Source organism: Sphingomonas sp. CFBP 13733 (assembly GCF_014841795.1).
Lineage (GTDB): Bacteria > Pseudomonadota > Alphaproteobacteria > Sphingomonadales > Sphingomonadaceae > Sphingomonas > Sphingomonas aerolata.
In genome coordinates, this window is sequence record NZ_JACYUP010000003.1 from 817708 (window position 1) to 843297 (window position 25590).

The window sequence follows — 25590 nt, forward strand, 5'->3', positions numbered from 1 at the left end:
TTGCCAAATTGGTCGTAAGCCGAACTAAATGGAAGAAGAATGACCAGCTTTCGCTTTCTGCACGTGGCCGACATCCATCTCGACAGTCCGCTGACGGGGCTTGCACGCTACGAGGGGCTTCCGGTCGACGACGTCCGTGCGGCCACCCGCGGCGCGTTCGACAACATGATCGACTTCGCGTGCAGGGCGGCGGTGGACTTCGTGATCATCGCCGGCGACCTGTTCGACGGCGACTGGCGGGACATGGGGACGGGCCTCTACCTAGCACGCCAGATGGGTCGGCTCGAGCAGGCGGGAATCGCGGTCTACGTCCTGCAGGGCAACCACGACGCGGCGTCCGTCGTCACGAAGAGCCTCCCATGGCCCGGCAACGTCTTCCGGTTCGGCAGCCGCTCTCCGCAGACCTTCCGGATCGAGGCACTGGGCGTCGCCCTCCACGGCTGGAGCTTCGCGCACCAGGCCGCGCCCGACAACCTTGCCATTCGCTATCCCGAGGCCGCCGCCAGCATGTTCAACATCGGCGTACTCCACACCTCGCTCTCCGGCAGGCCAGGGCACGCCTCCTATGCGCCCTGCGAGCTCGCCGATCTCAAGTCTCGGGGGTATGACTACTGGGCGCTGGGCCACGTCCACACCTTCGAACGGGTCTGCGAGGATCCGCCGGTGATCTTCCCTGGCAACGTCCAGGGCCGCAACATCCGCGAGACCGGCGCCAAGGGCGGCGTCCTTGTCGACGTGGCGGACGGCGTCATCTCGGCGATAGAGCCCGTGCACTTCGACGTCCTGCGCTGGGCCCGCGTCGCCGTCGTCTGTGACGGATGCGACACGATGGACGATCTCCAGGCCCGCCTGCGCGAAGCCCTTGCCGCGGCCCGGACGGCGGAGACGGCGGATCGCGGGCTGGTCGCGCGTGTGACCTTGTCGGGCGCGACGCCGCTCGCCGGGATGCTGGCGGACTCGCCGTCGCAGCTGCGTGACGATGCCCGCGCGCACGCCGGTGCGATCTCGCCCGATCTGTGGATCGAGAAGGTGCAGGTCAGGACGTCCGCGCCTGTGGCCGCGGCCCAGGTCGAGCTGTCGGACGACGTGGCCGCGCTGCTCGCATCGGCCGCCGGCGACGGAGAGCTACAGGAGGCGCTCGCGCAGGAGCTGGCGCCCTTTCTCGTCGCCACCGCTGCGGCGCAGCCGCCGGAAGAGGACGACATGCGGCATGCCGCTTCGGTGGGCGACTGGTCGGTCGTCGCGCAGGCTGCGGCGTCGAGCCTGCTCGTCCGGCTTGGAAGGGCTGGCTGATGCGCATCCGCCGCCTGTCGCTGGAGCGGTTCGGCCGCTTCGAGGGGTGCGACCTCGCCTTCCGCGCCGGAACGCCGGATCTACATGTGATCTACGGCCCCAACGAGGCGGGCAAGACGACGAGCATGGCCGCCGTTTCCGATCTGCTGTTCGGCTTCGAGGCACGGACTCGCTACAACTTCCGCTTCGACTATCCGCTTCTGAGGATCGGAGCCGAACTCGAGGAGGACGGGGAGAGCCTCGCCGTCCGCCGGCGCAAAGCGAACACGGGATCGCTGGTCGACGGGGACGACAGGCAGATCGACGAAGGCCCCCTTGTCGCCATGCTCCACGGTCAGACCCGCGAGCGATTCCGGCTCGCATTCAGTCTGGATCACCTGCGTCTGCGCGAAGGCGGCCGCGCGATCGTCCAGGCTCGCGACGACGTGGGTCAGGCGCTCTTCGCGGCCGGCTCGGGCATGACCGACGTCGTCGATGCGCTGGCGGCCCTGGAGGCGGAGGCGGATGCCATCTGGGCGCCTCGCGCCGCCAGGCACAGAACCTACACGCAGGCGGAGAGGAGCTACGAGGCCAGCCGCACGGCGGCGCGCGACCGGCAGGTGCGACCGAAGGCCTGGACCGACGCCCGCGACGCTCATCTGGCCGCCGAGGACGCCCGACGTGCTGCCGAGGCCGAGCGTGACGCCTTCCTGTCCGAGCAGGGCCGGATCGAGCGGCTACGCCGTATCGCTCCGGCCATGAGGCGGCGTGCCGAGCTGCTCGAGCTGCTGGCGGGTTCGGTTGGCGCGGGGACGATGCCCGCCGCCCGCGAGGAGCGCGTCGTCGCCGCACTGGACGTCATCGCAGCGGCGGATCGGAACAGGGCCGCGGCCGCCTCCCTCCAGGCCGAGGCGCAGGATAGGCTGGACAAGGTGCCGGACGACGCCGCGGCCCTGCTCGCGGCCGACGCGATCGACGATCTCGCCGAACGACGTGGCGCGGTGACGAAGGGCAGTACCGATCTCGAGCGGCTGACAATCGAGCGGCGAGCCAGGCAGGCGAGGGTCGCACAGCTGCGTTCGGACTTGGATCTGTCCAACGCCGCGCCTCCCGCCAGGGCAACCGTCACCCGACTGCGCGAGCTGGCGAAGGCGTACGCAGAGGCGACCGCCGGGCTGCGGGCCGCGGCTGAGACGGAAGAGGACGCCCGCGCCCGGCTGCTGCCGCTGGAGCGGCGCCTGGCGGACGCGCCGCTGACCGAAGGCCTGGATCTTCTGATCGCTGCCGTCGACGCCGCCAGGCGCCTGGGCGACGACGTGGACGTCCGGCATGCGGCCGCGCTCCGCGCCGCCACGGACGCGCGCGAAGCCGCAGGCCGAGCACTGGCGCGCTTGGCGCCGTGGACCGGGGGGGCGGAGGATCTAGAACGGCTGCCGGGGCTGCACGAGGACGAGATCGCCGCCGCCGACACCGAATTCGCGAGACTGGCCGAGGCGGCCCGGATCGCCGCCGAGGAGGTCCGGCGCGTCGAGGAGGAGCTCGAACGCGTCGCGCTGGACCGGCACGCGCTCGCCGGAGGGGGGCAGGCGGTATCGGCGTCCGATCTGGCCGCGGCTCGCGAGCGGCGCGAGGCGCTATGGCGCGAAGTGCGGGACGCTCTGGTCGGTTCTGCGACGCCGAGCGATCCCGCAAGGACTGGAGATGACTATCGAGCGCGCGTGGACGAGGCCGACGTCATGGCCGACCGGCGCTTCGCATTCGCTGCCGATTCGGGGCAACTCGGCCTGCTCGACAGGCAGGCAGGCGAGGTCGCGCTGAGAGGGGCACAGGCTGCGAGGCGGCGCGACGATGCGCAAGCCGCCAAGCGCACCGCCACTGCGGCCTGGACCGAACGCATTGAAGGTCTCGGCTTTCCCGCCATCGAGCCTGCACGGCTGCGCGGGTGGCTGGCGGATCGATCGCTGGCGATCGAGGCGGCCGAGGCGGTGGCCCGGCTGGCCGCGCAGGCGGAGGCGGAAGGCGCACGCCGGGATGCGTCGAGGAAAGCGCTGCTGGAGTCGATGCCTGGCTGGCAGCCGCCAGACGACCGTCTTGCGTCCGTCCTGACGGAGGCCGAGAGACGCCGTGCCGCCGGCGAGGCCCAAGCGCTCGCGTACCGTCACGATCATGCCGAGATGCGTCAGCTGACCGATACGATCGCCGACCTGACGAGGGCGAACCGCCGGCGGGGCGACGACAGGGTACGGATCGAGGGCGAGTGGCGCGACGTCCAGGCCGCAGCCGGCACGGGCTTTGCGATCGCCGACGGTGAGGGCGTTCTCGCCCTGGTGGAGGAGCTTCGTGCCGAGATGGACGCGGCGGAGACTTTGGACGCGCGGATGCGCGGGATCGAGGTGGACCGTCATCGCTTCGAGAAGGATGTGGCGGACCTCTGGGCGCAGATAGGCGGCGAGGGTGAGGGAACGCTCGACCGGCTACGCGAGCGGCAGACTGCCGCGCGCATAGCGTCCCAGGCGCGCGCAGACCTGATAGCCCAGCGGGATCGCTGGTCCGCAGAGATGGATGCCGCGGCCGCCACCCGGACGGCGGCGGTGGACGGTCTGCGGCCGGTGGTGGAGGATCTCGGGAACATCGCCATCGAGGAGCTGGATGCTGCGGTACAGACGTCGCGGCGCATCCGCGGCGAGCGCGACGCGCTGGCGGCCGCTGTCGCAGAGATCACCGCGGCCGGCGACGGCCTTTCCATCCACGTCCTTGAGGAGCAGTGGGCCGACAGCGACCCGGACGCCGCCGCGGCGCGGTCGGCGACCCTGGCGCCGCTGCTAGCCCAAGCGAACGCGGGCGTCACGGCGGCGGCCGAGGCGGCGAGCGCCGCCCGCATTGCCTTCGCGACGCTGGACGAGCACGGCGACGGCGCGGCGGCCGCGGCCGCGGAGGCAGAGGAGGCGCGGGCCGAGATGGGCGTGCAGGCGGAGGCCTATCTGCTCCGGCGGTCGCAGGCCGTGACGCTGCGCTGGGCGGTGGAGCGCCACCGGCGCGAGCGGCAGGATCCGCTGCTCGCTCGTGCCGGAGGGCTCTTCAGCCGCCTGACGCTCGGCCGCTATTCGGATCTGAGGATCGACCATGACTCGTTGACGCCCCGTCTTCTCGGGGTCACGGAGGACGGAAGCCGGGCCATCGACGTGGACGCCATGAGCGACGGTACGGCCGACCAGCTCTTCCTCGCCCTCAGGCTCGCGGCCGTCGAGCAGTCCGTCGCGGCCGGCTCGCGGCTGCCTTTCCTCGCCGACGATCTCTTCATCAACTTCGATGACGCCCGTGCCCGCGCCGGCTTCGAGGTGCTCGCCGAGCTCGCCGACTCGACGCAGGTCCTCTTCTTCACCCACCACGCGCATCTGGCCGATCTCGCCCGCGACGTGGTCGGGGCCGACCTCCACTCGCGATGCGACCTGGACCGGCAGGTCTGATGGCAGGAGCCGATGGCGGCTACACGGACCGGACACCCGGGACCGGGATGCAGGATGCGCGGGCGAACGGTCTGTCACTGGCTGGGATCGCACGCCGCGAATATCCGGCATCGTCGAACAGCAGGCCATCAGAGGTCGCTGCTCGTGCAGGCAGCCTAGCGGGGAGGCCGATCCTCCAGGATCACCTCGTCCGGCGTGACGATCATGCGAAACGTACCCGACGGATCGAAGCGGCTGGTTCTGCCCTTCGCCTGATCGACGAGGCGCATCTGCGCCACGGTCGCGCCCTCCGTCCGGTAGGTCGTCCGGACCGTGAGATGCATTCGCGATCCCAGTTCAGGATCGTCCAGTGCCTGCGCCAGAGCGGGAGCTTCGGTGGCATGGACGCGCCCGTATTCGTAGGCCTGCCTGACCACCAGCGCGAGGAAGCGGGTCCGCGACGGGGAGTGCAGGCCCATAACCATACGCCTGAGTTGATGCCCGACCACCGAAAGCGGCGTCGTGGTCCGCGGGTCCATTCCGATCAGGTCCCGTGCGTCGACGGCCAGTTCGCTGCTGGTGCGTAGCTGCGCTAGGGTGCTGGCCGGAGTGGCGCCACAGGTCACTACCAGCCCCTTCAGTCGCCTCAAGTCCGTAAACCCGTCTCCGGAATAATGGACCTCCCGCGCGGCGCGTCCGATGGGCTCGGCGAACCGCACGTCCAGATCGCCGCAGTCACCGGTTATCCTGATCGCCATGTCCCTGCCGACCTGATCGATGTCGGCAGCCGACCAGTGCTGACGTTCAAGAAGCTGAACTATCGCACTTCGATGGCGGAAGACGTCATCGGGCGTTCGAGGCCTCAAGTCGACGAGCATCGCTGCGGTGGCGCGCGACGTCGCCATCACCCGATCGACTGCGGGACCCCGGATCGCCCTCTCGGCCTCCAACAGCGCGTGGGCCGCCCAGTCGACGCCAGTCGCTATCGCCGGGTCTTCCCCAAACGGCATGAGGCAAAGGCTCCGCCAGGGAGCCAGGCCCATCGACCAGGAGCGGTCGTAGAGGGCGGCCCAGCCGTCCGAGCGCGCGTCCGGTCCCGTTCCCTGGGCACGAAGAAGGACGGCGGCCTCAACCGGCCATGACAGATCGGCTCTGACCCGATCCAGTTCGGCTGCAATCGCCAGCTCTAGCGCCGCGAGAATACCTCTGTCTCGACCGGCGCCGCCCGCCCGTATTCCGGGCGCGACGACATGGGTCGTCCGCCAGGGCTGCCTTTCGACAGCTGCTCGTGCCGCGCTGGTGGACGAGCCGATCGCCAAGCCGTGCATGTCCCGCACCGTCCAGTCACCCCGCGCGCGGCGCATCTGCTCTGGATCGCCGCCTTGGTAGGCGACGAACAGCGGAGCCCTGGTGTCCTCGACTGCCCGCGCGAACTCGGGACCGTTCTTCCATAAGACCTGCAGATCTAGAGCCGGCCGCCAGTCGTGGCTGACCGCCTCTTGGGCCATGACCAGCACAGCGGCGTCCGGCGCCAGCCCTCTCCTGACCGGGGCGGGCGTCAGTATGACGTCCCATCCGCCGGCCGGGTGCGGGTACAGGGCGGCGAAGTCGTCCAGCAGTTTGGCCATCCCGCCCTTCAGCTCCTCGACGCGCGCCGGCTCTAGCGTGCGGGGCAGGCCCGAGATCTCGATCACGCCATCCCGAGCGGTTGCGACGATCGAGCTGGCCAGGCGCCGCGACGCCGGATGTCGGGCAGCTACCAGCCACCGACGGATCGCGGTGGTGAGGACGCTGAGGTCGCGCCATGTGTCGGCCGCGGGCCGGGACGTCTGCCGTAGCCTCCGATGCACCTCCACGGCGCGTTCGAGCAGCAGGTCGTCCCGGCGCAGGAACGCGGCCAGCTCGACTGCAAGCATTGGGCGCTCGAGCAGAACGGGATCGTCGATGCGGCGCGTCAGCTCCTCCAGACCCTCGGGCCCGGTGACGACGAAGATGTCGTTCGGACCGAATGCGAAGGCGTGGACGGCATGATCGCCGTCGCGGACGGCTACATGGGGGGCGCGCAGGCTCGGTGCGTCGGGCACCTCGTAGGGCTCGAACCCGCGTATCGTGCCCCCCTCCCCGATGATCTGCACGAGCGGCGCGTTCGACCGTCGGTCGCTGAACAGCGGCACGAGGAAGCCGAGCATCGCGCCGCCGGGATCGACGAAGCTGGACAGGGTGCGGACTTCCAGCGTCACGACATCACCTTCTGCGATACGAGGTACCTGGCGACGTGATCGTACAGGAGACCGGTGTAGGCGGACGGCTGGTGTCGTCCATAGGTCTCGTACGAGATCGGCACGGCGTTCGGCATCGCCGCCAGCGCGGTAGCGATGACCGGGTCCGACAGCAGCGACGCCGGGGCGACCACCGCGCGCAGCGCCCCCGCCAGCGGGACCGACCTGGCGATCTGCACTTCTATGGTCGACCTTCGATCGTCGTCGTCCGCGATCGACTGATCGCGGCTCAGGCGGGCGAAGGCTCTTGCAGCCTCGTGCGCGAAGGAGATTCCGTCGGCGTGCGCGGTCGGTCTGGCCCGGTAGTAGTTGCCGTTGCTGTCGAAGAAGGCACGCACCAGACGCATGGGCAGATCGCCGCGAGGGCCCAGCTCGAAGTCGGGGCGGTCCAGCAGCGGACCGATATGCGGGGCGTAGCGACCGTAGCCGCCGCTGTCGAACGGCAGGATTCTCAGAGCGTCACCGAGCAGTGCCGGGTCCAGCACCAGGCACATAGGAAGGTGCTCGGCAATGCCGCTGGGTGCCGCGCCCGGCAGCGGCTTGAACGCCGGACGGCCGTAGAAGAGGTAAAGCAGGTCGGTTCCATATACCCTGCAGCCTCGCGTGCGAAGTTCGCCCTGCACGATGATCCGGGCACCGATCGCGGTCGCGGTGGAGTGCATCAGCGGCATCGCCAGCTCGTCGGCATCGAAGGCCTGGAGATAGTCGAACAGACTCACCGGAATTGTCGTGGCGCAGTCCGGCGAGGGAAGCAATTACCGCAAGGAAACGAGAGGTCCTGCAGCGTGCGGGATCGTCGATGTCCCGTCAGTGGAACGGCTGGCAATCTCTGGCGCATGAAGCGGTCCATCCTCGAGAGCCTGCCGCCCGAGCGTGCGATCGGTGGCACTAGGGCGTCGAACGAACTTCCCCGGCGTCGGTCGAAAAAGGCAGCTGGCGACCCGCCAGTGAAAGTTCGTGCTATCGAGTATGAATGGCGTGCGCCCGCAGGACTCCAAGGGCGTAGCTCTTCCGGAGCCGCCGGAGGTATGCCACGGCGATCAACTGATCATAGGGGACGGGACGGATGCACTTCACCCGGGAGCAGCGGGACGCTTGGGCGGCAGAGACACGGAACGGTCCGTTCAATCTCTGGCTGAGGCACCGCACGACGGGCCCCGACGGCGCGCTCGACCTCGATCTGATGCGTCAGGTCGCGCAGGAGTACGGCATAGACGCCGACAGGTATGCGCACCTCAACCCAGGTCAGCAGAGGATGAACGTCGGAAACCGTCTCAGACGAGCCGTACCTGCGGAGGTCTACGGATCGAGGCGGACGCGGCCGAACGAGATCGAGCCGGCGGTGTGCGAGCAGACGGGTTCCTCGCCGGGTGTCCGCTGGGCCTTCATGCAGTCCGCAGGCGTCGTCGAGCTTCTGCAGATGCAGGCTGCCGCCATCGAGGAGCTGCGCCGCCGGAAGGTGGTACGGACAAGCAACGCGCCGCTCGGCGACTACGCCGAGCATCTCTTCGCATGCGCGTTCGGCTGGACGCTGTCGCCGAACTCCGGCGCTGGGCACGACGCCGTATGCGGTGCCGGCACGAGATATCAGATCAAGGCTCGCAGGCTCCGCGACAACATTCCAGGCGAGCGGCAGCTCGGCGTCCTGCGTGGGCTGCCAGACGGCAGCTTCGACCATCTTGCCGCGATCCTGTTCGACGCGGACTTCTCGGTCCGACGCGCCGCCGTGATTCCCCATGCGGTCGTGGCGGGCAGGGCTTCGCGGACCAGCCACGTGAACGGCTGGCGCTTCAGGCTGGACGATGCGGTCTGGACCCTGCCCGGCGTTCGCGACGTGACCGGAGACGTGAGAGCCGCAGCTGCCATGTACATGGGCGAAACCTCGATCGCGTCGAACGATGAAAGCGTCTGATCGGCGGTGAGCATCCGCCGTGTTCCGGGGTGGTTCGAAACGCCCCTGATCCCTCGCGCGACGGCGCGGACGGAAGAGGTAAACGTGTGTCCGGCAGCACCCGGCCCGGCGGGTCCCGGCGATGCGCCAGGAGAACGAGCACCCCGAAGACCCGCTGGATCACGAACCAGGTCGCGCATACAGTAACGGCGGGTCGTATAGGGAGGATGCATGCGTATCTCTCGTTTCGTTGCAGTACTGATGGCCGGCACCGTGTCCGGTACATCGGGCGCACAGACCAGGTTGGACGAGAAGTCGGAGCTGCGGCTTGAACTCTCTCCGCGCTTCGGCGAGTCGCTTCTCGAGTCCCGAGGGAACCAGCCCGTCGACGAGAGCGAAGTGCGTCTCGCCGTGCGTCTCGTCCGGCCGGTGACCGACACGATCGCCCTCGAGGCGGTTCCACTGATCGCGTACAGTCCACAGGTCTATGACGACCGGGATCCGTCCTCGCAGGTCCGTATCGGCTTCGAACTGCGCCGCAGACTTACCTTCGGAGAGGATGGACGGGCGCTGCGCTACACGAGCGTCGGGAAGGTCGGCGTCGAGCCCTTCGTCCGCTACACCCCGTCCCTGGGGTTCAAGGACGCGTTCGGATCCCACGCTTTCTTCGACAACTCCTTCGGTCTGGGCGCCCGAGTGGAGAACGCCGTGTGGTTCCACTGTCGGCGCCGATGGATCATCGCTGCCGGCCTGGGCTGCAATCCGAAGCGCACGGTCGGCTTCCGGGTCACCCCGCAGGTGCAGTACACGCTCTCGGATCAGGAGGGGCGACGCAGGCTGACCCCGCAGGTCGAGGCGCGAGTGGTCGTTCCGCTCCGCGACGTCAACATACGGCTCGTGTCCGCGCTCGAGCAGAGGCGCTTCTCCGACCTGAGGACACCGTCCGACGAACGGCAGCGCGACGGTCGTGCAAGCGCAGGCCTGAGCGTCGACTTCGCCCCGGCGATCCCCAAGCTGCGCCGACTGCTGTTCGGAGACGAGACGGGAAGGGAGATCGTCAACGACTTCACGCTGGAGGTCGGCGCAAGCTACGTGCGCAACCGCTCGAACAATCCGTCGCAGAACTTCGATCGCATCTTCTTCGTACCGGCCTTCACGTACACCCGCCAGCTGGACTGACACGGTCGAACTTCGTCGTCCGTCGCCCTGACGGGCGCGGCCGCCGACGAATGACGGTACGGGCGCGACCAGATCTGCTTCCGGCGACCGTCAGTACGTGTCAGCGGCCGCGGCCTCAGGGACGGCAGCGAGGCGACGCCGCCCGGGTGCCGATCCCGTCCCGGGGATCACCCGCGGCAGCGCGCGCTCCTGTCCGCCGCCAGTCCCCTCTCACCCCCGGATGCCTGCGGCCAGGAAATCTCCTGCGCGGATCGACGTCTCGGGCGCGACCGGAGGCGGGTCGGCCACGTCGTAGCATATTGCCAGGGTCGCCGCGTCGGCAGATGCTGGCGCCGAACCGACTCGGGGGGGGAGTTGATGGACGCTTCGACGAAGGCTGCCGACCATCTTCTCGTGAAGGTGAGGGGGACGTCGTCCAGCGAGCTGGCAATGACCGCCGGCGGGATGGTGCGTGGTGCCGAGGTCGTGCTTCACGTGCCCGCCGCTTCCGCCGAGATGGGGGTCGCGTCCGGAGCAGACGCGACCTGGGTTCGAGTTCCAGCAAGCATGAATCCCTGGGACCAGGCGCACTCGATGATGCGCCTGGGCTTCGCCGGGACCGGCGAGATCCTCGCGGTCGAGCCGGACCTGCAGCAGAGCTGGGCCGACGGGGAGCATGCGATCGGCTGCGAAGCGTCCCCCCGCACGGAACACGGCGGCAGGGCGCCAGGTCCACATGATCGCTGGCATCTCGACGCGGCCTACTCGGGCCTGGAGGATGCCAACGCAGCAGTCGCGGCCGACCTGCAGAGGCGCGTGCTCGTCGCCCACCTTGACACGGGCTACGATCCCAAGCATCGCAACCGGCCTGCGAACCTCGCTTCCGGCGAGCGCAGCTTCGTTCGGGGCGACAGGTCCGGCAGCGCGCAGGACGTCACCGTACCGGGAGGCCTGCGCAACCGGGGGCACGGTACCGGCACCATGGGGATCCTTGCGGGGCGCGAGCTCGGTGGCGCCCGCGAGGCGAGCGTCCTGCCGATCCGGATCGCCGACTCCGTCGTGCGCTTCACGACCGCGACCATGGCTATGGGCTTCGAACATGCTCGCCAGCAGGGCGCACACGTGCTCAGCATGAGCATGGGCGGGCTGGCCTCGGAGCTCGTCGCGGACGCGGTGAACAGGTGCTATGACGCCGGCATCTTCATGGTGACCGCCGCCGGCAACAACTACGCCGGCCTGCCGGTACGCTCGATCGTCTACCCGGCTCGCATGAGGAGGGTGGTGGCCGCGTGCGGCATGATGGCCGACTATGCGCCGTACGCCGACCTGGACGCCGACACGATGGAAGGCTGCTACGGTCCTGCGCGCAAGATGGCCACGGCCGTCGCGGGCTTCACCCCGAACATCCCCTGGCCCGTGCTGGGCTGCGAGACGACCGTTCGCCAGAACGGCGAGGGTACGTCGTCCGCAACGCCCCAGATCGCCGCAGCGGCAGCGCTGTGGATCGCGCGGCACTTCGAAGTCCTCCAGGCGCTTCCGGAAGCATGGATGCGCGGCGAGGCGGTGCGTCAGGCGCTCTTCGCCTCCTGCCGGATGCCAGCCGGCGGTTCCTCCACGAAGCTGGGACGCGGACACCTCAGCGCAGGCGACATGCTGTCACGGGCACCCAGCGCGGCATCCAGGCTTCGTGCGGAGGAACGCGCGTCGGCGGCATGGGCGTGGGTGAAGCTGCTGACCGGTCAGGGAGTAGGGGTGGTCGCGGAAGGATCGCAGCGGGCTAACCGGATGTTCGCGCTGGAGCTCGCTCAGCTGGCGCAGCTCGATCCTGACGTCGCGGCGATCGTGGACGAGCCGGAAGCCTTCACCCTGAAGCAGGAGTTCCGGATAGGCATATTCACGGCGGCGGAAGCGTCGCCGCTGGCCTCTCGCTCCCTCAGGGCGGCGCTGGCCGACAGGCTGTCGAAGCGCACTCCGGTGAAGCTGGTCGCGCCGGAACTTCCCGCCACGCCGCCGGCACGCCCGGCCGGGCGTGTAAAGCCGCCCAAGCGACGACGCCTGCGCATCTTTGCGCTGGATCCCAGCCTCGGCGCATCCCTCAACTCCTACGAGAGCCAGGTCGCGACCATCGAGGTCCGCAACGAGCCGGACCTGATGCCCGGGCCGGTCGGCGAATACGTGGAGGTCGTCGACATCGATCCGGCGTCGAACCGGTTCTACCCCCCTGTGGATCTCAACGATCCCAACCTCCTGCTGCAGGACGGCCTCGATCCGTCGGAAGGCAGTCCGAACTTCCACCAGCAAATGGTCTATGCTGTGGCGATGCGGACCATCGAGCAGTTCGAACTGGCGCTCGGTCGTCCCGCGCTCTGGGCGTCGCGGCCGCCGAACGGCTCCGGTCCGAACCAGTTCGTGCGTCGTCTGCGCATCCACCCGCATGCCCTGCGCCAGCAGAATGCCTACTACAGCCCGGAGCGCAAGGCGCTGCTGTTCGGCTACTTTCCCGCGAACTCGCAGATCTCCGACCTGACGCCGCCAGGAACGATGGTCTTCAGCTGCCTGTCGGCGGACATCGTCGCACACGAGACCACCCATGCCCTGCTGGACGGACAGGCGAGATCCTTCGCCGAGCCGTCCAACCCCGACGTGCGCGCATTTCACGAGGCGTTCGCCGACATCGTCGCCCTCTTCCAGCAGTACACCTATCTCGACCTGGTCCGTCGCGAGATCGCACGCGCACACGCCGACCTCTCCGCCTTCGGCCTCATCGGCGGCCTGGCTCGGCAGTTCGGCGAGGGCACGGGCAAGTCGGGGCCGTTGCGCGACTACGGCAAGCCGGACCCCTCGATCTCCTACGATACCACGATGAACACGCATGCCCGAGGCTCGCTCCTGGTCTCGGCGGTCTACCGCGCCTTCCTGGCCGCGGTGACCAGGCGGACCGCGGACCTGGTGCGGCTCGCGACCGGCGGCAGCGGCGTGCTGCCGGCCGGAGCCCTGCATCCCGACCTCGTCGAGCGGCTGACTAAGGAGACGTGCAGCGCCGCACGGCACATCCTGCGGATGTGCATACGCGCGCTGGACTACTGTCCGCCCGTCGACATCACCTTCGGCGAGTACCTCCGCGCGATCATCACCGCCGACGTGGATGCCTTCCCCGTCGATACGTTCGGCTACCGCACGGCCTTTCTGGAGGCGTTCCGACAGTATCAGCTGCTTCCCAGAAGTCTCCGCACCGTGTCGGTGGAGACGCTCCACTGGCGCGAGTGGGAGGACGTGGCGACGGATCAGCCGGAATGGCTGTCCGGAGCGATCGACGAACTCGCCATCGACGTCCGCGCGCGGCCCTCGCGAGCGGAGATATTCGCGCAGATGGAAGGCGACGGCACGGACGCCACGCCGGGAAGCCGGAGGCTCTTCCAGGACGCCATGAACAGAGGTCTTCAGAAGTCGGGAGACTGGGAGCGCTTCGGCCTGCAGGCGAACCTGAGATACTATTTCGGACTGACGGCCAAGGGCGTCGACCGGGGGACCACCTTCTTCGTCGAGAGCCTGCGGGTCTCGAAGCAGGTCCGGCCGAACGGCGACCTCGACGCGACGCTCTTCGTGGTCGTGCGGCAGCGGCGACCGGAGAGGCTCCTGCCTGACGCCGCGGGCGACCTCTTCTGGTTCCGCGGCGGCAGCACCCTCGTCATCGACCTTCTAGGTAGCGAACGTCCATGCCTCCGATACGTGCTGCGCAAGCCGATCGTGAGCCCGACGCGCCTGGCGCGCGAACGCCGGTACCGCGCGGGTGACGTCATCGACAGGCTGCGCGCCACCTACTTCGGTCTCGAAGGGCGGGTAGCACGGGAGCCCTTCGCGGCCCTCCACGCGGAGCGGCAGTGATGGTCGACACGTCCGTGGACATCCGCTGCTACTGCCATGGCCTGGGCGACTGCATCCTGCTGCGTCTCCCAAGCGAGGTGGACGGGCGCGATTTCTGGATGCTGGTCGACTGCGGCGTGCACACGTCGCAGAAGGAAGGACCGAGACTCGTCCGGGAGGTGACCGCGGACGTCGCCGAAGTGACCGGAGGCCACATCGACGTCGTCGTCGGGACCCATGAGCACTGGGATCATCTCTCCGGCTTCCTGCAGGCCGCCGAGATCTTCGCCAAGGTGACGGTCGGCGAGGTCTGGTTCAGCTGGGCAGAGGACCCCGTTGACCCGGACGCCCGCAGGCTGGACCGCTATAAGGCCGACGCGGCTATGGCACTGGCGGGTGCATCGCTTTCCCTTGCGGACTCGCCCGGCATGAAGGACGTGGCTGTCGGCACGGCGGCGCTGCTCGGGTTCGTCTTCGGCGCGAAGGGGGAAAAGGTGCGGGACGCGCGCGAGGCTCTGCGCGGGCTGGCGTCCCGCGGGGTGAGACACCTCCAGCCAGGCACCGTCGCGCCGCTGAAGGGCGCGAGCGGCGTCCGATGCTACGTCCTGGGGCCTCCGCGCGACGAAAGGCTGCTCGGCATCGAGGATGTCGTATCCGAGACGTATGCGTTCGGCGGGTCGCCGCTGTCGGTCGCCCCGCTGGCCAACGGACTGGCGGTCAACGGCGGTGCGCTGCGGGTCGACGACGATCCGGCCGCCCCCTTCGACGGTTCGGTCGGTGCTGACTGGTCGCGGCTGTCGGCCGGTGAATGGTCCACGGACCCCGACAGCGCCCCGTTCGCCTGGAGCCGATACTTCAGTCCGCTCGACGACGACGGGCTGGAGCAGGACTGGCGGCGGGTGGATCAGGACTGGCTCGCAAGCTCGGTCGACCTGGCTCTCCAGCTCGACGGACGCACTAACAACACTAGCCTGGTCCTGGCGCTCGAGATCGTGGACTCGGGAAACGTTATCCTGCTCGCGGCCGATGCGCAGATCGGCAGCTGGCAGAGCTGGCAGAGCGTCGTGTTTCCGACATCATCCGGGGAGACGGCGCGAACCGGTGCGGATCTCGTCGCCCGCACGGTCTTCTACAAGGTCGGGCATCATGGCAGCCGGAACGCCACGCGCAGCTTTGAGCTCGAGCACATGGACCATGCCAATCTCGTCGCCTTCAGCCCGACGGACGCGGCGATGGCTAAGAAGGTGAAGTGGAAGGACTTCCCTGCACCGAAGACGGCGGAACGGCTGGAGGAGATCACATCCGGGCGCTTCGTGCAGGGGGATGCCGAGTGGCTACGCGGAAAGGGACAGATGCCGGCGGTCGACGGAGGTGCGCTGCTCGCACCCATGCGCTCGTGGCTGAGCGAACTTCCAGAAGGCTCGGAGGTCCCTGAAGAAGGAGCCGCCCGATGGGTCGAGTTCAAGGTCAGGTAGCCGAGCTGGCGCGAAAGTCGTGATCGCCGGGCGTGATCCCCGCAAGGGTGCCGAGGCGATCGCCCGGATCACGGCAGGGATGCCGGCGGCGAACGTACGCCATGAGACGCTGGACCTGGCGTCACTCGCCTCGGTCGCGCGCTTCGCCGCGCAGCTGCGCGATAAGGAGGATCGGGTCGATCTGCTGGTCAACAACGCAGGCGTGATGGTGCCGCCCGAGCGGCGGCAGACGGCCGACGGCTTCGAGCTGCAGTTCGGCACCAACCATCTCGGGCACTTCGCATTGACGGGGCAGCTGCTGGCGCTCCTGCACGCATCGGGCGACGCCAGGGTCGTGTTGGTGTCGAGCGTGGCGGCCCGATCGGGATCGACCGACTGGTACGATTGGAATGCCGAGGCCGGCTACTCGGCCATGCCGGTCTATGCCCGTTCCAAGATCGCCTGCCTGATGTTCGCGCTCGAACTCCAGCGGCGCAGTGCTGCGGCCGGGTGGAACATCAGCGGCATCGCCGCGCATCCCGGCGTCGCGCGCACCAATCTGCTTTACAACGGACCAGGCCCCAGCAGCGTGTACGGTCGTGTCCGGTCGCTCCTGCCGTTTCTGTTCCAGCCTGCGGCGCAGGGCGCGCTGCCGCTGCTGTTCGCGGCCACGTCTCCCGATGCGAAGGCGGGCGGCTACTATGGTCCCCACCGGCTCGGTGAGACACGCGGCTACCCGGTGGATGCCAAGGTCCCGTCGCAAGCGCTCGACCGCGAGGCGGCCGAACGCCTGTGGAAAGTGTCGGAAGACTCGACCGGTGTGCGGTTCTGAGCAGGTAGGAAGGACGTGAGCATGGCCAGGTATCTGACGTTCGGCACTTTCGGGTGGCTGACGCTCACCGGTACGCTGCACTTCGCGATCGATGTCGTAAGCCAGTACTGGCGTGGCATGCACGCGCACGGGCCGGAGACCACGCTTCACTATGGACGGCACTCTGCCTTTGCATTTGGACAGGTGATGTTCGGGCTGATGTGCTTGTGGGCGGCACGGCGGCAGCTCGACCTTCTGCAGGATCCTGCGATCGTCGTGCTCCCGACCGCAGGCGCAGCGGCGTGGCTGACGCTTACCTTCGCCACGATGGAGTCCTGGGAGCCGAAGCTGAACGCCGGGGTCTTCGTGGCGTTGCTCGCCGCGGCGGTGGCGGCGGAACATAGCCGGGCGTGAACAGGGGCAAGGGTGCCGGCGTGATTACCAAGGAGAAGAGTGTAGAGCATAGCGAACAAGATCGTTGCCATTGCCGGTGCCAGCAGCGGTATCGGACGCGCGACCGCGATGCTTCTTGCCGAGAGAGGCGCCTTTGTCGTCCTAGGCGCAAGAAGAGAGGACGCGCTTAAGAGCGTTACGAACGAGATCGCGCGCAGCGGGGGCCGGGCATCGTACAGACCGACCGACGTTCGCCGCCGTGAGGATCTCGACGCGCTTGTCGCGCTTGCGATCCGGGAGGGCGGGCGGCTCGACGCGATCGTGAACTGCGCCGGCATCGGGCCGATCTCGCGTTTCGACGCCCTGGACGTCGGAGGCTGGGACGCCATGATCGACGTGAACCTGCGCGGCACGCTCTACGGCATCGCCGCGGCCCTGCCGGTCTTCCGCAGGCAGAACAGCGGGCACGTGGTGAACGTGATCTCGACCGCGGGCATCCGGCTCGTGCCCAGCATGGGCGTCTACGCGGCGACAAAGAACGCCGTCCGGACCGCGACGGAGGTGCTGCGACAGGAGGCTGGGCCCCATCTCCGCGTGACCGAGGCGTCGCCCGGCATGACCGCCACCGAGTTCACCGACGGCATCACGGACCAGGCCACCCGGGAAGCGACGGCTGGCCAAGTCGACGCGATCGCGATCCCGCCGGACGCCATCGCGCGCGGGATCCTCTACGCAATAGAGCAACCTCCGGAGGTAGACGTCGGCAGCATCGTCATTCGTCCCACTGCACAGCCTGAGATGACGCCTCGTCCTTCGCCGCTCGCCTGATCCGTTGGCTTCCCCCGACGGTCGACTCGGCCATGACGAAGCGGGGGTCGGCATTGGCGCCATTGCACCCATGCCGACCCCCAAGGTCAGGCAGTCTGTCCGCCATCGACGGTCAGGATCGCCCCGGTCATGTGACCGGCCGCCGGACTTGCCAGGAAAACCACCGCCGTAGCTACGTCTTCCGCCGAACGGTAGCGCCCCAGCGGACTGAGGCCGCGCTGACTGTGATCTCCGCGTAGAGATCAGTCTACGTCCGACCGTTTCGGCGACTCGCCCTCGCGGCTGCGGACGAGCGCCGGACTTGGCGGCCGCTAGCGTTCGCTGGGCGCAGCTCGTGCGCGTGACCCTACGCGTCTGCCGAACTAACAGGCCGCGCAGACCACGTGGGTCATCCTGGCGACGGAAGACATGACCCGCACCTAGATCCATGGTCGGTCTGAACCGATCCTGGCCCTGCTGATCGATGCGGCTCTTCCCGAGCCTCGTCGAACCACCCCCCTATAGACTCAGCTGTCCCGCTCGCCGGACGTGATCGTCCGCTCGGCTCCAGCGCGCATGACGAGCGGAAGGGCGCCGACAGCGGACAAGAACTTTGCCTGAAGAAGACGCTCGGCGAAGGCCGCGTCGCGCTGGCACGTCGCTCCGAACCGATCATGGCGCGCCCGCCACAAGGCCGATCGGCGGCCCTCCACGCTGAAGGCCGGAAGCTGCGGCATGCGTCGGCTCAGTTCGCCGGGGACGCGCAACATCAGAAGGGAACGGAAAAAATGAACGACATCGACATGACGGGCGTGGATCCGCTTCGTCGAAGCGAAGTGCGCCGGCGCATAGGCGTGGTCCGGGCCTATCTCGAGATCGCCGACCCGGTCGACGATGACCGCCGCGAGCATGCGGAGCGTCTCGGCCTTAGCGCCAACCAGTTCATGGCGCTGGTGCGCGCCTGGCGGGAACACGGCAGCGCGGCGAAGGTTGCGGGTTCGGGTGCCGCACGCGGCGTAGCACGACGGCGCAGCGGCCTCGCCGTGCCGAAGGCGGCCAAGGCCATCGCCGGGACCGTAATCGACGAGAGGGGCCCGGCCGCAGCCTTCGTGGACATCAACCGCGCTGTCGTGACGCGATGCGCGGCCAGCGGGGTTGCCGCGCCGTCGCGATCGACAGTCTGGAACATGGTCATGGCACGCCGCCAGCTGCAGAACGGTGCCGGCACCGGCATTGTGATGGGCACGTGTCGCGTGCGGCTGCCCGTAGAGACGGAAGGTGTCCTCGCGATGCCGTCGCTGCTGGTCGCCGTTCGGGCGGATGACGGCACGATCCTGGCTGCCGCGATGGACCAGCGGCAATACGAGGTGCCCCACCTTCTGGCGGCGCTCGGAGGCGCCCCCGAGGGCCTGCGCATCAGTCGTGATCTGGTGCCGGCAGAGCAGGAGGAGGGCGACGGCATATCGCTGCTGCCGCCGACTGCAGTCCGATCCGCGCTTGCGAGGGTACTCGGTCGCGGGATCGACAGCGTACGGCTGGTCTACGTGGCCAGCAAGGCGGTCGCGCCGGCTAGGCTTCTGACGGCCAGGGAGGATCGCCCGCTGCTTCCGGACGAGATCCGCAGCGTGGTATCCGCCGCCATCGTACGCCACAACGCCGCCCGTGGCGGGTACGAGGCGACCTGGCTGGACGGCTCGGCATAACACGGCAGCGCCGGGCAGGACGGCTGAGGCGGGCCGCCAGCGGTCGGACGGAGCCTGGAGTTCGCGTCAGAGACGCCTTTCCGGCGGTACTTCGGCGACGAACTCGAGCAGCGCGATCAGGTCGGCAGACGGCGGGCGCGCCTCGGCGGCGGCGGCGACTAGGGGCAGGTCGGCGTTGTGCAGATCGATCTCGGCACCCAGTCTCGCCACGTCGTCCGCGGTCGGGGTCGCATGGGCTTCCCCGCTCGTCGTCCTGCCGGGCACGAACCTGACGCGGCCGATGCGATCGCCCAGGAGACGGCGCACGTACATGCCGAAGCGTCGCCGGGAGGTGGCGATCTGGAGATGACGAGCGAGCCCCCTGTCAGCCATCGCCTCGCGCGTCCCGCTCCAGTCGGCCTCGTCCGCCCCCAGGACGATCTGGCTTCTTTCCACCCGCTCTACCCAGTGCAGATCCGTCAGCGGCGTGCGCGTCAGCCGTCCGAGCGCATCCTGCGCGGCCTGCGCATACCCGGCGCGGCTGTCCGCCATGGATCCGAGCGCGGCGCCCAGAACGGCGTGACTGCCCCTGTCGAGGACCAGGAAGGAAACGAACGTGCCTTCGGCATGCGGCAGCATGCAGGCGCAGCAGTCCAGCATGATCTCGTTGCCGGGTGCGCCCTCGCGGTCCCGCCTTCGGACCTCGTCCTCCGCGAACTTCCTCAGCGTGTTGTAGCTCGGCCGCTTCTCAGGCTCGATTCCGAGCTCGGTCCCCAGCGCCTCGCCCAGCGCCAGGGCGAGCTGCCTTACGCTCCCCTTGGGAGCACTGTCGACGACGCCGACCACCAGACTCTGAAGATCGGCATGGTGCGACTGGGTCCTGGTGCCGGGAAGCGCGGCGAACGTCCCGACCGAAGCCAGCGATCTGCGCTCGCGCCAGTCGCGGTGCATCTCGTACCAGCGGTTGAGACTCACGCCGGCGTCCGCCGCCGCGCGTTCGACGGCAGGTGCAGTCTCCGGATCGTCGAAGAGCAGGAGCGTCCGGATGCGCTGCACGGCACTGCCCTGCTGCGCGGGCGACATCAGGGCCCACATCGAGGCCTCCTGAACCGGGAGGGGAGAGCCGAATGCCCGCTCGAGCAGCTCGGCGACGGGGACCTTCCGCCCACGGGCTCGCGTCGGACGATCATCGCCCGTCGCGTCTCCTTCGATGTCCGCGCCGCTCATGGCAGTCGATTAGCCCATGTCCATCTTGCCGTCGAGAACGAGGTGACCCATATCCCCGATGCAGTGTACAATTATCTATCGATATCCAACTAACTATCATTGAAACTATCTTTTGTCCAATTATCTATCGATTACCCAATCGATGGAGGACAGAACGCATGCAGCACGACGACCAGAGCCAGCCCCCGGAAGGTCGCGAGCCGCGGCCGCGCCTCTCGCCCGTCTGGCGCCGCCGCACCTCGTGCCGCACGTCGACGTACCGCCCCGTCCATCGTCCCTCCCTCGCGAAGCAGGGTGATCTCTGATGAACCGTGTCGATGCGCAGGACGCGCTCCGCATTCGTGTCCGCTCAGTGGTCGAGCTGTGCGTCCAGGGTCATCCCTTCGCGCTGGACGGCGCCCGGACATCCGTGGAGTTCCGCCTCGCCTCGCGGCGCGGCTTCCGGTGGGACCTGGTGGTCCTCCGGTTCGAGGACGGTTCGATCGGAGGACACTCACGCGAGGTCATCATGGTCGACGAACTCGAGTCCGCCGTCCGCGATGCCCGGGTAAGCCTCTCGGACACCTCGCGGTGCAGCGGCCGCGGGAATGCGGCGACCCGTCCTTCGGCTGCCGTCGTTTACGGTATCCGGGACGACTGCAGGCTTAGCTCCAAACGACGGTCCGTCACACGGCGGCACAGCCTGTATGGCAAGCTGCTCGACGACACCTCCATCAAGCCTGCGCTCGATAGCCGCGAGCCGGTCGGCGACGGTCGTTTCGAGGGCCATGACGGCTCCGCCGATACCGCGAATCGGGTCAACCGCACGACCGGTGCGGAGACGCTTCAGACCGGTAAGATGCGGGCCTTCCAAGCCGTCGTCGCCGCGATCGTGAGATATCCGCGGACGCCGACCGTCGCCATCTACGGCATTCTCGACCGCGACTGGGCGGCTGAATGGGGGCCGATGCCCAGCTACCGCTCCATGTGCCGGGTCCGGCGACTGATGGTGAGCGGCCCGGCATCCTGCCGCACCACGGGCCGGGAGATTGTACGGTGAGGCTCGCCAGCAGCAGCGCGAGCGTCACGCGGGAGAGTCGGTCGCCCAGGCCCGATCCGCAGCAGGTCCTGCGGCTCGTCCGTTCCGGCAGCGCCGAGGCGGAGACCGCCCGGTTTGCGGCCAGGATGTACGTCGCTGACGACGGCGGACCGATCCGTACCATCGTGGGTGACGGTCACCGTCACCTTACGGGAGAGGAGCCGTCGCAGAAGACGGGGCTTTCAAATCCGTACGACGGTGCGACCGAGCACGCCCTCATCATCGAGAGCGAGCTACGCTCCGACGTGCTGCGTTACCGCACCCAGGCGTTCCGCCTGAGGCTGCTCGTCGGCGCCGACGTACGCGAGTGGATCTGCGATCACCTGCGTCATATCCGCGTCGATGGCGTCGACGTCGTCGAGGCCATCGAGTGCAAGCCCGACCCGTCGTTCCTGGACGAGGACGAGCGCGCTGTGCAGACGGCCGTCGGCGCCATCATGCGCGGTATCGGATGGCGACACCGCATCCTCTATCGTCGCGACGTCGAGGGCAGCGGCGAGCGGCAGATGAACTTCGGCGAGATCTACGCCCGTCAGACGAGGCACGTGCCGGAAGATCGCCTCGATCTTTTCGAGAGCATGTGCGCCGAGACGCCCGACGTCACCTTCCGGGACCTTCGGCAGGCGCTCAACCCAGACCGCGTCGCCGGTACCTCCATGGCGCACGCCATGATTTGCCGTGGTCGCGTGCAGTTCGATCTCGACCGCTACCTGTTTGATCCCATGCCGATCCGGCTGCTTCCCGCGACGGAGCACCAGTCGATCTTCGGCTTCTGATCACCGTGGACAGGCTTCCTTTCAGCAAGGGTTCGCACCTCTCGTATCACGGCCACCCGTGCGTCTTTTACGGCATCGCGGCCAACGGCCGCTGCCAGTTCGCCGACGGCGAGGGCTGGATGCTCGAAGTCGCGGACGAGGAGACCGGACTTCCGGTCTGGCCGTTCCCCGATCGCGTGAGGGACCTCATGGCGGATCAGCGTCTGCTCCTGCGGGCGGATCCACTGGACGATCCGATCCGCCGGCGTGCGCGTGCCGAGGAGGGCACGAGGGACGAGCTCGCGAAGGCTAAGTGCAAGAGCAAGCCGGACCAGTCGCGGGATCCCTGGTACTACCTTCGGGAGGAGACGCTCCGGGTCTGGGACGATCCCGAGGTCGAGCGCTGCTCCCTTACCCGCAGGGCGATCCCGGAGTGGTACGCGCGCAACTTCGACGTGGAGGATCTCGAGCGCCGGTTCGGGCGGCTGCCTAGCGACACCACGTTCCGCAAGTGGGTCCAGACACGCGGTACCGACGGCGATCGTCGCCCCGGCGACTTCGCCTCGTATAAGAGCGTCGGTACGCGTCGTCGCCGCATCCACTTCACGGTGCTCGCGATCATCAGGCACTGGGCCGTACGCTTCCACGCGAAGCCGCGGCAGTCGGTCAATGCCTTCTTCCGAAGGGTGGAGGAGGATGTCGACCGCTTCAGGCGCGGCGAGAAGCTCGAGATCCTGAACTTCGAGCGCGGGGTCGATCCGCCGGCCGATCCCGAGCGCGTGAAGATGTGCACTCGACGCATCTTCACGATGGAGCTCGAGCGCGCCAGGGGCGGCAAGGCGATGAGCGTCGCCTTCGGGCAGCGTGCTCGCGAGCAGCGCTTCGGCGGCGGCGGCGTGGCGCAGGAGCCGGTTCGTTTCCTGCAGTACGTCCAGCTCGACGACACGCCCTTCCCGATGGTGTTCGTCTTCGATGCCGTCCGACGTCTGCCTGTCGGCATACCGACGGTCACGATCGCCCTGGACGTGTACACCCGCGTCATCCTCGGCTGGGACATCACCTACGAGCCGCCCAGCTACGCCAGCTACTTTCGCACGATGCTGCATACGGCACTGCCCAAGCGGGTGCCGGAGAGCTTCACGTGCGAGCCGAACATCAAGGCGGGTCTGGCCGAACTGTGCGGGAAGGTCGTCGGGCACATGCTTCTCGACAATGCCCGGCACCAGATCGGCCGGGCTGCGCAGGATGCCGGAGGCGACATCGGACATGGCGTGCGCTGGGCAGGCAAGAAGCAGCCGACGCACAAGGGGCATGTGGAGAGCTGCCTGGGCACCCTGCAGATGATCCTGCGCGATCTTCTGCCTGCCGCGACCTGGGACATCCCGCTCATGCGGGAGTTCGACTACGACCCGTCAAAGCATGCGATCGTCACGCTGCAGCAGTTCCGTGAAATGTTCGCCGAGGTCGTGGCTCGCTACCACACGCTCGGGCATGACGGTCTGCTGAAGCGCACGCCGCTGGACGTCTGGCTCGAGCAGCGTGCACTTCACGGTCTGGACTGGGTAAGGGATCCCGATCATTTCCGCCGCGCCACGGGCGAGGTCGCATACGTCTCGTTCCGCGGGGACGGTGCAGGGATCGAAGGGCTGCGTTATGGCAGCGACGGCTCGGACGAACGCTATCCGCTGTCCAACGAGGACATACTTTTCAACCTGGGCCTCGCTCGCGGCGTCGCTTCCGACGCCAAGAAGCGATCGTTCGACAACGTGAAGATCAAGTACGATCCCAACGACCTGAGCGCCGCGTGGCTCTTCGACGAGCATCTGCGCGAATACGTAGCCATCCCCTGTACAATGCGACGCTACGCCGAGGACTTGCCGCTCTGGCTCCACAAGCGCCTCAAGGAGTGGGCAGGCCAGAAAAGGCGTAAGTTCGAGACGGAGCACGACATGGTCGCCGTCCGCGACTCGTACGCGCAGGCGATGTCGAGGATCATGCCCGAAGCCGTCGTGGCGGAACGCCGCGCCGCGGCACGTCTGGCCGATTCGTCCCAGGGACGGGCATATCTGGGCGACTCCGTCGAGATCCTCGGCATCCATCCCTCGCCCAGCGGCATGGAGACGATCGTCGACCATGACCTGCGCGTGGGCACGCGGGGCGATGCCAATCGCAAGGCGCCGCGCAGCTCTACCGGTCGGAATGCGGCCGGGAGGGGGCGTGGCAACCGCGACTCCTTCGGCACCCCGCAGTCCGAAACGTTCGAACAGGCCAGACAGGACACCGCTCAGACCGCCCGTCGCCTCGACATCGATCTGAGTCCCGACAGCTACAGCTGAACGCCCACAAGGAGATCATACGATGCCCCGCAGCAAGCCGCACGACACCCCCGCCGCGCCTATCGGGGCGCAGGCCGCGAAGATCCAGCCCCGCCACTCGGCGGAGAAGGCGGCCGCCGGCAGACCGGCTCAGCCGCCGCTCCCGGCGATTGTCGAAGCCTCGCCGCTGAAGCCTTCCGAACTTGCCGAACGTGTCGGCAGCGGCATGGCGGCCTTCGAGAACATCATCATTCCCACGGCCGCGCAGAACACCGCCGTGCGGCAGATGGACTCGCTGCGCATCATGGGGCTGAAGCAGCCGGAGGGCCAGCAGCGCCGCGCCTACCGCTATCTGCACCAATCGGGTACCGGCAAGAGCACGTGCGCCAAGATCCTCCGGAACTTCGTGGAGGGCCAGAACGGCCGCGATCCAGCGATGAAGCCGGTCCTGCATGTCACGCTGTCGACCACGGGCACGCCCAAGAGCCTCGCAAGCTCGATCCTCGACGCTCTCGGCGACAACTACTCGACCCGGGGCGAGGCGGAGCTCCTGCTCAGGCGGGTCCGCGTGGCGCTGAAGGAGCTGGGTGTGGAGATCGTGATTATCGACGAGCTGAACCACTTCCGGCTCAAGAGCATGCAGAAGGACGCGGCCAACACCATCAAGAACATCCTCTCCCTGGGGTGGGTGCCGGTTGTCCTGATGGGTACTACTGATGCCCAGTCTCTCTTCGCCGACAACCGCGAGCTGAAGAACCGCTGCGCCCCGCAGGTGGTGCTCTCGCCCTACGACTATCGCGAGGAGAAGGGCGACCTGCCCGCCTGGACGCAGCTGCTCGGCCGCCTTGACGAGGAGATGGTGAAGCGCGGCATCCTCCGGGTCCGTTCGGGCTTGGCCGAACCCGGGCTGGCCGAGGATCTCTGCCGCGCCAGCAACGGCCTCATCGGCGAACTCCACAACATCCTGCTCGCCGCCCTGGAGCAGGTGCTGCTCGCCGACGAACCCGGCATCAGCCACCAGCGTCTGGTCGATGCCGTCGATGCCTGGTGCATCCAGGACGGCACGATCGACCAGAACTACCTCAAGCTCCGCAAGGCGAGGTGATCCATTGGCAGGACCTGTCCTCCTGAGCGTGTCGGCTATCCCTGGGGAGGGAT

At 68.2% G+C, this 25590-nt stretch carries 18 protein-coding genes and 1 pseudogene; 14 read left to right on the top strand and 5 right to left on the bottom strand.

The window, feature by feature from the left end:
- Positions 1-39: 39 nt before the first annotated feature.
- Both IFT71_RS12390 and IFT71_RS12395 read left to right on the top strand, forming a co-directional pair.
- Positions 40-1293 (top strand): metallophosphoesterase family protein, encoded by a 1254-nt coding sequence (locus tag IFT71_RS12390; protein ID WP_192141119.1) that lies wholly within the window; start codon positions 40-42, stop codon positions 1291-1293.
- Positions 1293-4739, top strand: coding sequence for an ATP-binding protein (locus tag IFT71_RS12395; protein WP_192141121.1), 3447 nt, complete (start codon positions 1293-1295; stop codon positions 4737-4739). The genes IFT71_RS12390 and IFT71_RS12395 overlap by 1 nt, the downstream gene beginning before the upstream one ends.
- Positions 4740-4894: 155 nt before the next feature.
- On the opposite strand, the gene IFT71_RS12400 is transcribed toward IFT71_RS12395, so the two are convergent.
- Together IFT71_RS12400 and IFT71_RS12405 are read right to left on the bottom strand one after the other, a co-directional pair.
- Positions 4895-6958 (bottom strand): hypothetical protein, encoded by a 2064-nt coding sequence (locus IFT71_RS12400; protein ID WP_192141123.1) that lies wholly within the window; start codon positions 6956-6958, stop codon positions 4895-4897.
- Entirely contained in the window at positions 6955-7716 is a 762-nt protein-coding gene (locus IFT71_RS12405; protein ID WP_192141125.1) for a hypothetical protein, read from the bottom strand. Before IFT71_RS12405 ends, IFT71_RS12400 begins: the two co-directional genes overlap by 4 nt.
- Before the next feature lie 347 nt (positions 7717-8063).
- Here IFT71_RS12405 and IFT71_RS21485 point away from each other — a divergent pair, with 347 nt between their 5' ends.
- From IFT71_RS21485 to IFT71_RS12440, 7 genes are all read left to right on the top strand, one after another.
- Positions 8064-8909 (top strand): hypothetical protein, encoded by an 846-nt coding sequence (locus IFT71_RS21485; protein ID WP_244654881.1) that lies wholly within the window; start codon positions 8064-8066, stop codon positions 8907-8909.
- A gap of 210 nt (positions 8910-9119) precedes the next feature.
- Complete coding sequence (locus IFT71_RS12415; RefSeq protein ID WP_192141127.1) at positions 9120-10067, top strand: hypothetical protein; 948 nt, start codon at positions 9120-9122, stop codon at positions 10065-10067.
- 357 nt (positions 10068-10424) lie between these two features.
- Positions 10425-13931: a S8 family serine peptidase gene (locus tag IFT71_RS12420; RefSeq protein WP_192141129.1), complete on the top strand. Its 3507-nt coding sequence runs from the start codon at positions 10425-10427 to the stop codon at positions 13929-13931.
- A complete protein-coding gene (locus IFT71_RS12425; protein ID WP_192141131.1) occupies positions 13931-15385 on the top strand; it encodes an MBL fold metallo-hydrolase in 1455 nt (484 codons plus the stop codon). Before IFT71_RS12420 ends, IFT71_RS12425 begins: the two co-directional genes overlap by 1 nt.
- Complete coding sequence (locus IFT71_RS12430) at positions 15342-16196, top strand: SDR family oxidoreductase (protein WP_192141298.1); 855 nt, start codon at positions 15342-15344, stop codon at positions 16194-16196. Before IFT71_RS12425 ends, IFT71_RS12430 begins: the two co-directional genes overlap by 44 nt.
- Before the next feature lie 21 nt (positions 16197-16217).
- Complete coding sequence (locus IFT71_RS12435; RefSeq protein WP_192141133.1) at positions 16218-16589, top strand: hypothetical protein; 372 nt, start codon at positions 16218-16220, stop codon at positions 16587-16589.
- Positions 16590-16658: 69 nt separating this feature from the next.
- Positions 16659-17396 (top strand): SDR family oxidoreductase, encoded by a 738-nt coding sequence (locus tag IFT71_RS12440; RefSeq protein ID WP_342212650.1) that lies wholly within the window; start codon positions 16659-16661, stop codon positions 17394-17396.
- An 86-nt stretch (positions 17397-17482) separates the two neighbouring features.
- Here the strand turns inward: IFT71_RS12440 and IFT71_RS12445 are convergent.
- Both IFT71_RS12445 and IFT71_RS12450 read right to left on the bottom strand, forming a co-directional pair.
- Positions 17483-17602, bottom strand: a pseudogene (locus tag IFT71_RS12445) (SDR family oxidoreductase); the annotation flags it as partial.
- 300 nt (positions 17603-17902) lie between these two features.
- Positions 17903-18112 carry a hypothetical protein gene (locus IFT71_RS12450; protein ID WP_192141135.1) on the bottom strand — a complete coding sequence of 70 codons (210 nt, stop codon included), beginning with the start codon at positions 18110-18112 and terminating at the stop codon, positions 17903-17905.
- 51 nt (positions 18113-18163) lie between these two features.
- Between IFT71_RS12450 and IFT71_RS12455 the strand changes: the two genes are divergently transcribed.
- Positions 18164-19078: a hypothetical protein gene (locus IFT71_RS12455; protein WP_192141137.1), complete on the top strand. Its 915-nt coding sequence runs from the start codon at positions 18164-18166 to the stop codon at positions 19076-19078.
- Between the two features lie 66 nt (positions 19079-19144).
- Here IFT71_RS12455 and IFT71_RS12460 read toward each other — a convergent pair whose 3' ends face one another.
- The gene (locus tag IFT71_RS12460) at positions 19145-20284 is read right to left on the bottom strand and encodes a hypothetical protein (protein ID WP_192141139.1); all 1140 of its coding nucleotides are present in this window, start codon (positions 20282-20284) and stop codon (positions 19145-19147) included.
- A 304-nt stretch (positions 20285-20588) separates the two neighbouring features.
- Between IFT71_RS12460 and IFT71_RS12465 the strand changes: the two genes are divergently transcribed.
- The 4 genes from IFT71_RS12465 to IFT71_RS12480 are packed head-to-tail and all read left to right on the top strand — an operon-like array spanning position 20589 to position 25537.
- Positions 20589-21323, top strand: coding sequence for a hypothetical protein (locus IFT71_RS12465; RefSeq protein ID WP_192141141.1), 735 nt, complete (start codon positions 20589-20591; stop codon positions 21321-21323).
- Positions 21320-22138, top strand: coding sequence for a hypothetical protein (locus IFT71_RS12470; protein WP_192141142.1), 819 nt, complete (start codon positions 21320-21322; stop codon positions 22136-22138). The genes IFT71_RS12465 and IFT71_RS12470 overlap by 4 nt, the downstream gene beginning before the upstream one ends.
- Positions 22139-22143: 5 nt before the next feature.
- Positions 22144-24453, top strand: a complete 2310-nt coding sequence (locus tag IFT71_RS12475) for a hypothetical protein (RefSeq protein WP_192141143.1) — start codon at positions 22144-22146, stop codon at positions 24451-24453.
- A 22-nt stretch (positions 24454-24475) separates the two neighbouring features.
- A complete protein-coding gene (locus IFT71_RS12480) occupies positions 24476-25537 on the top strand; it encodes an ATP-binding protein (protein ID WP_192141144.1) in 1062 nt (353 codons plus the stop codon).
- Positions 25538-25590: the final 53 nt, after the last annotated feature.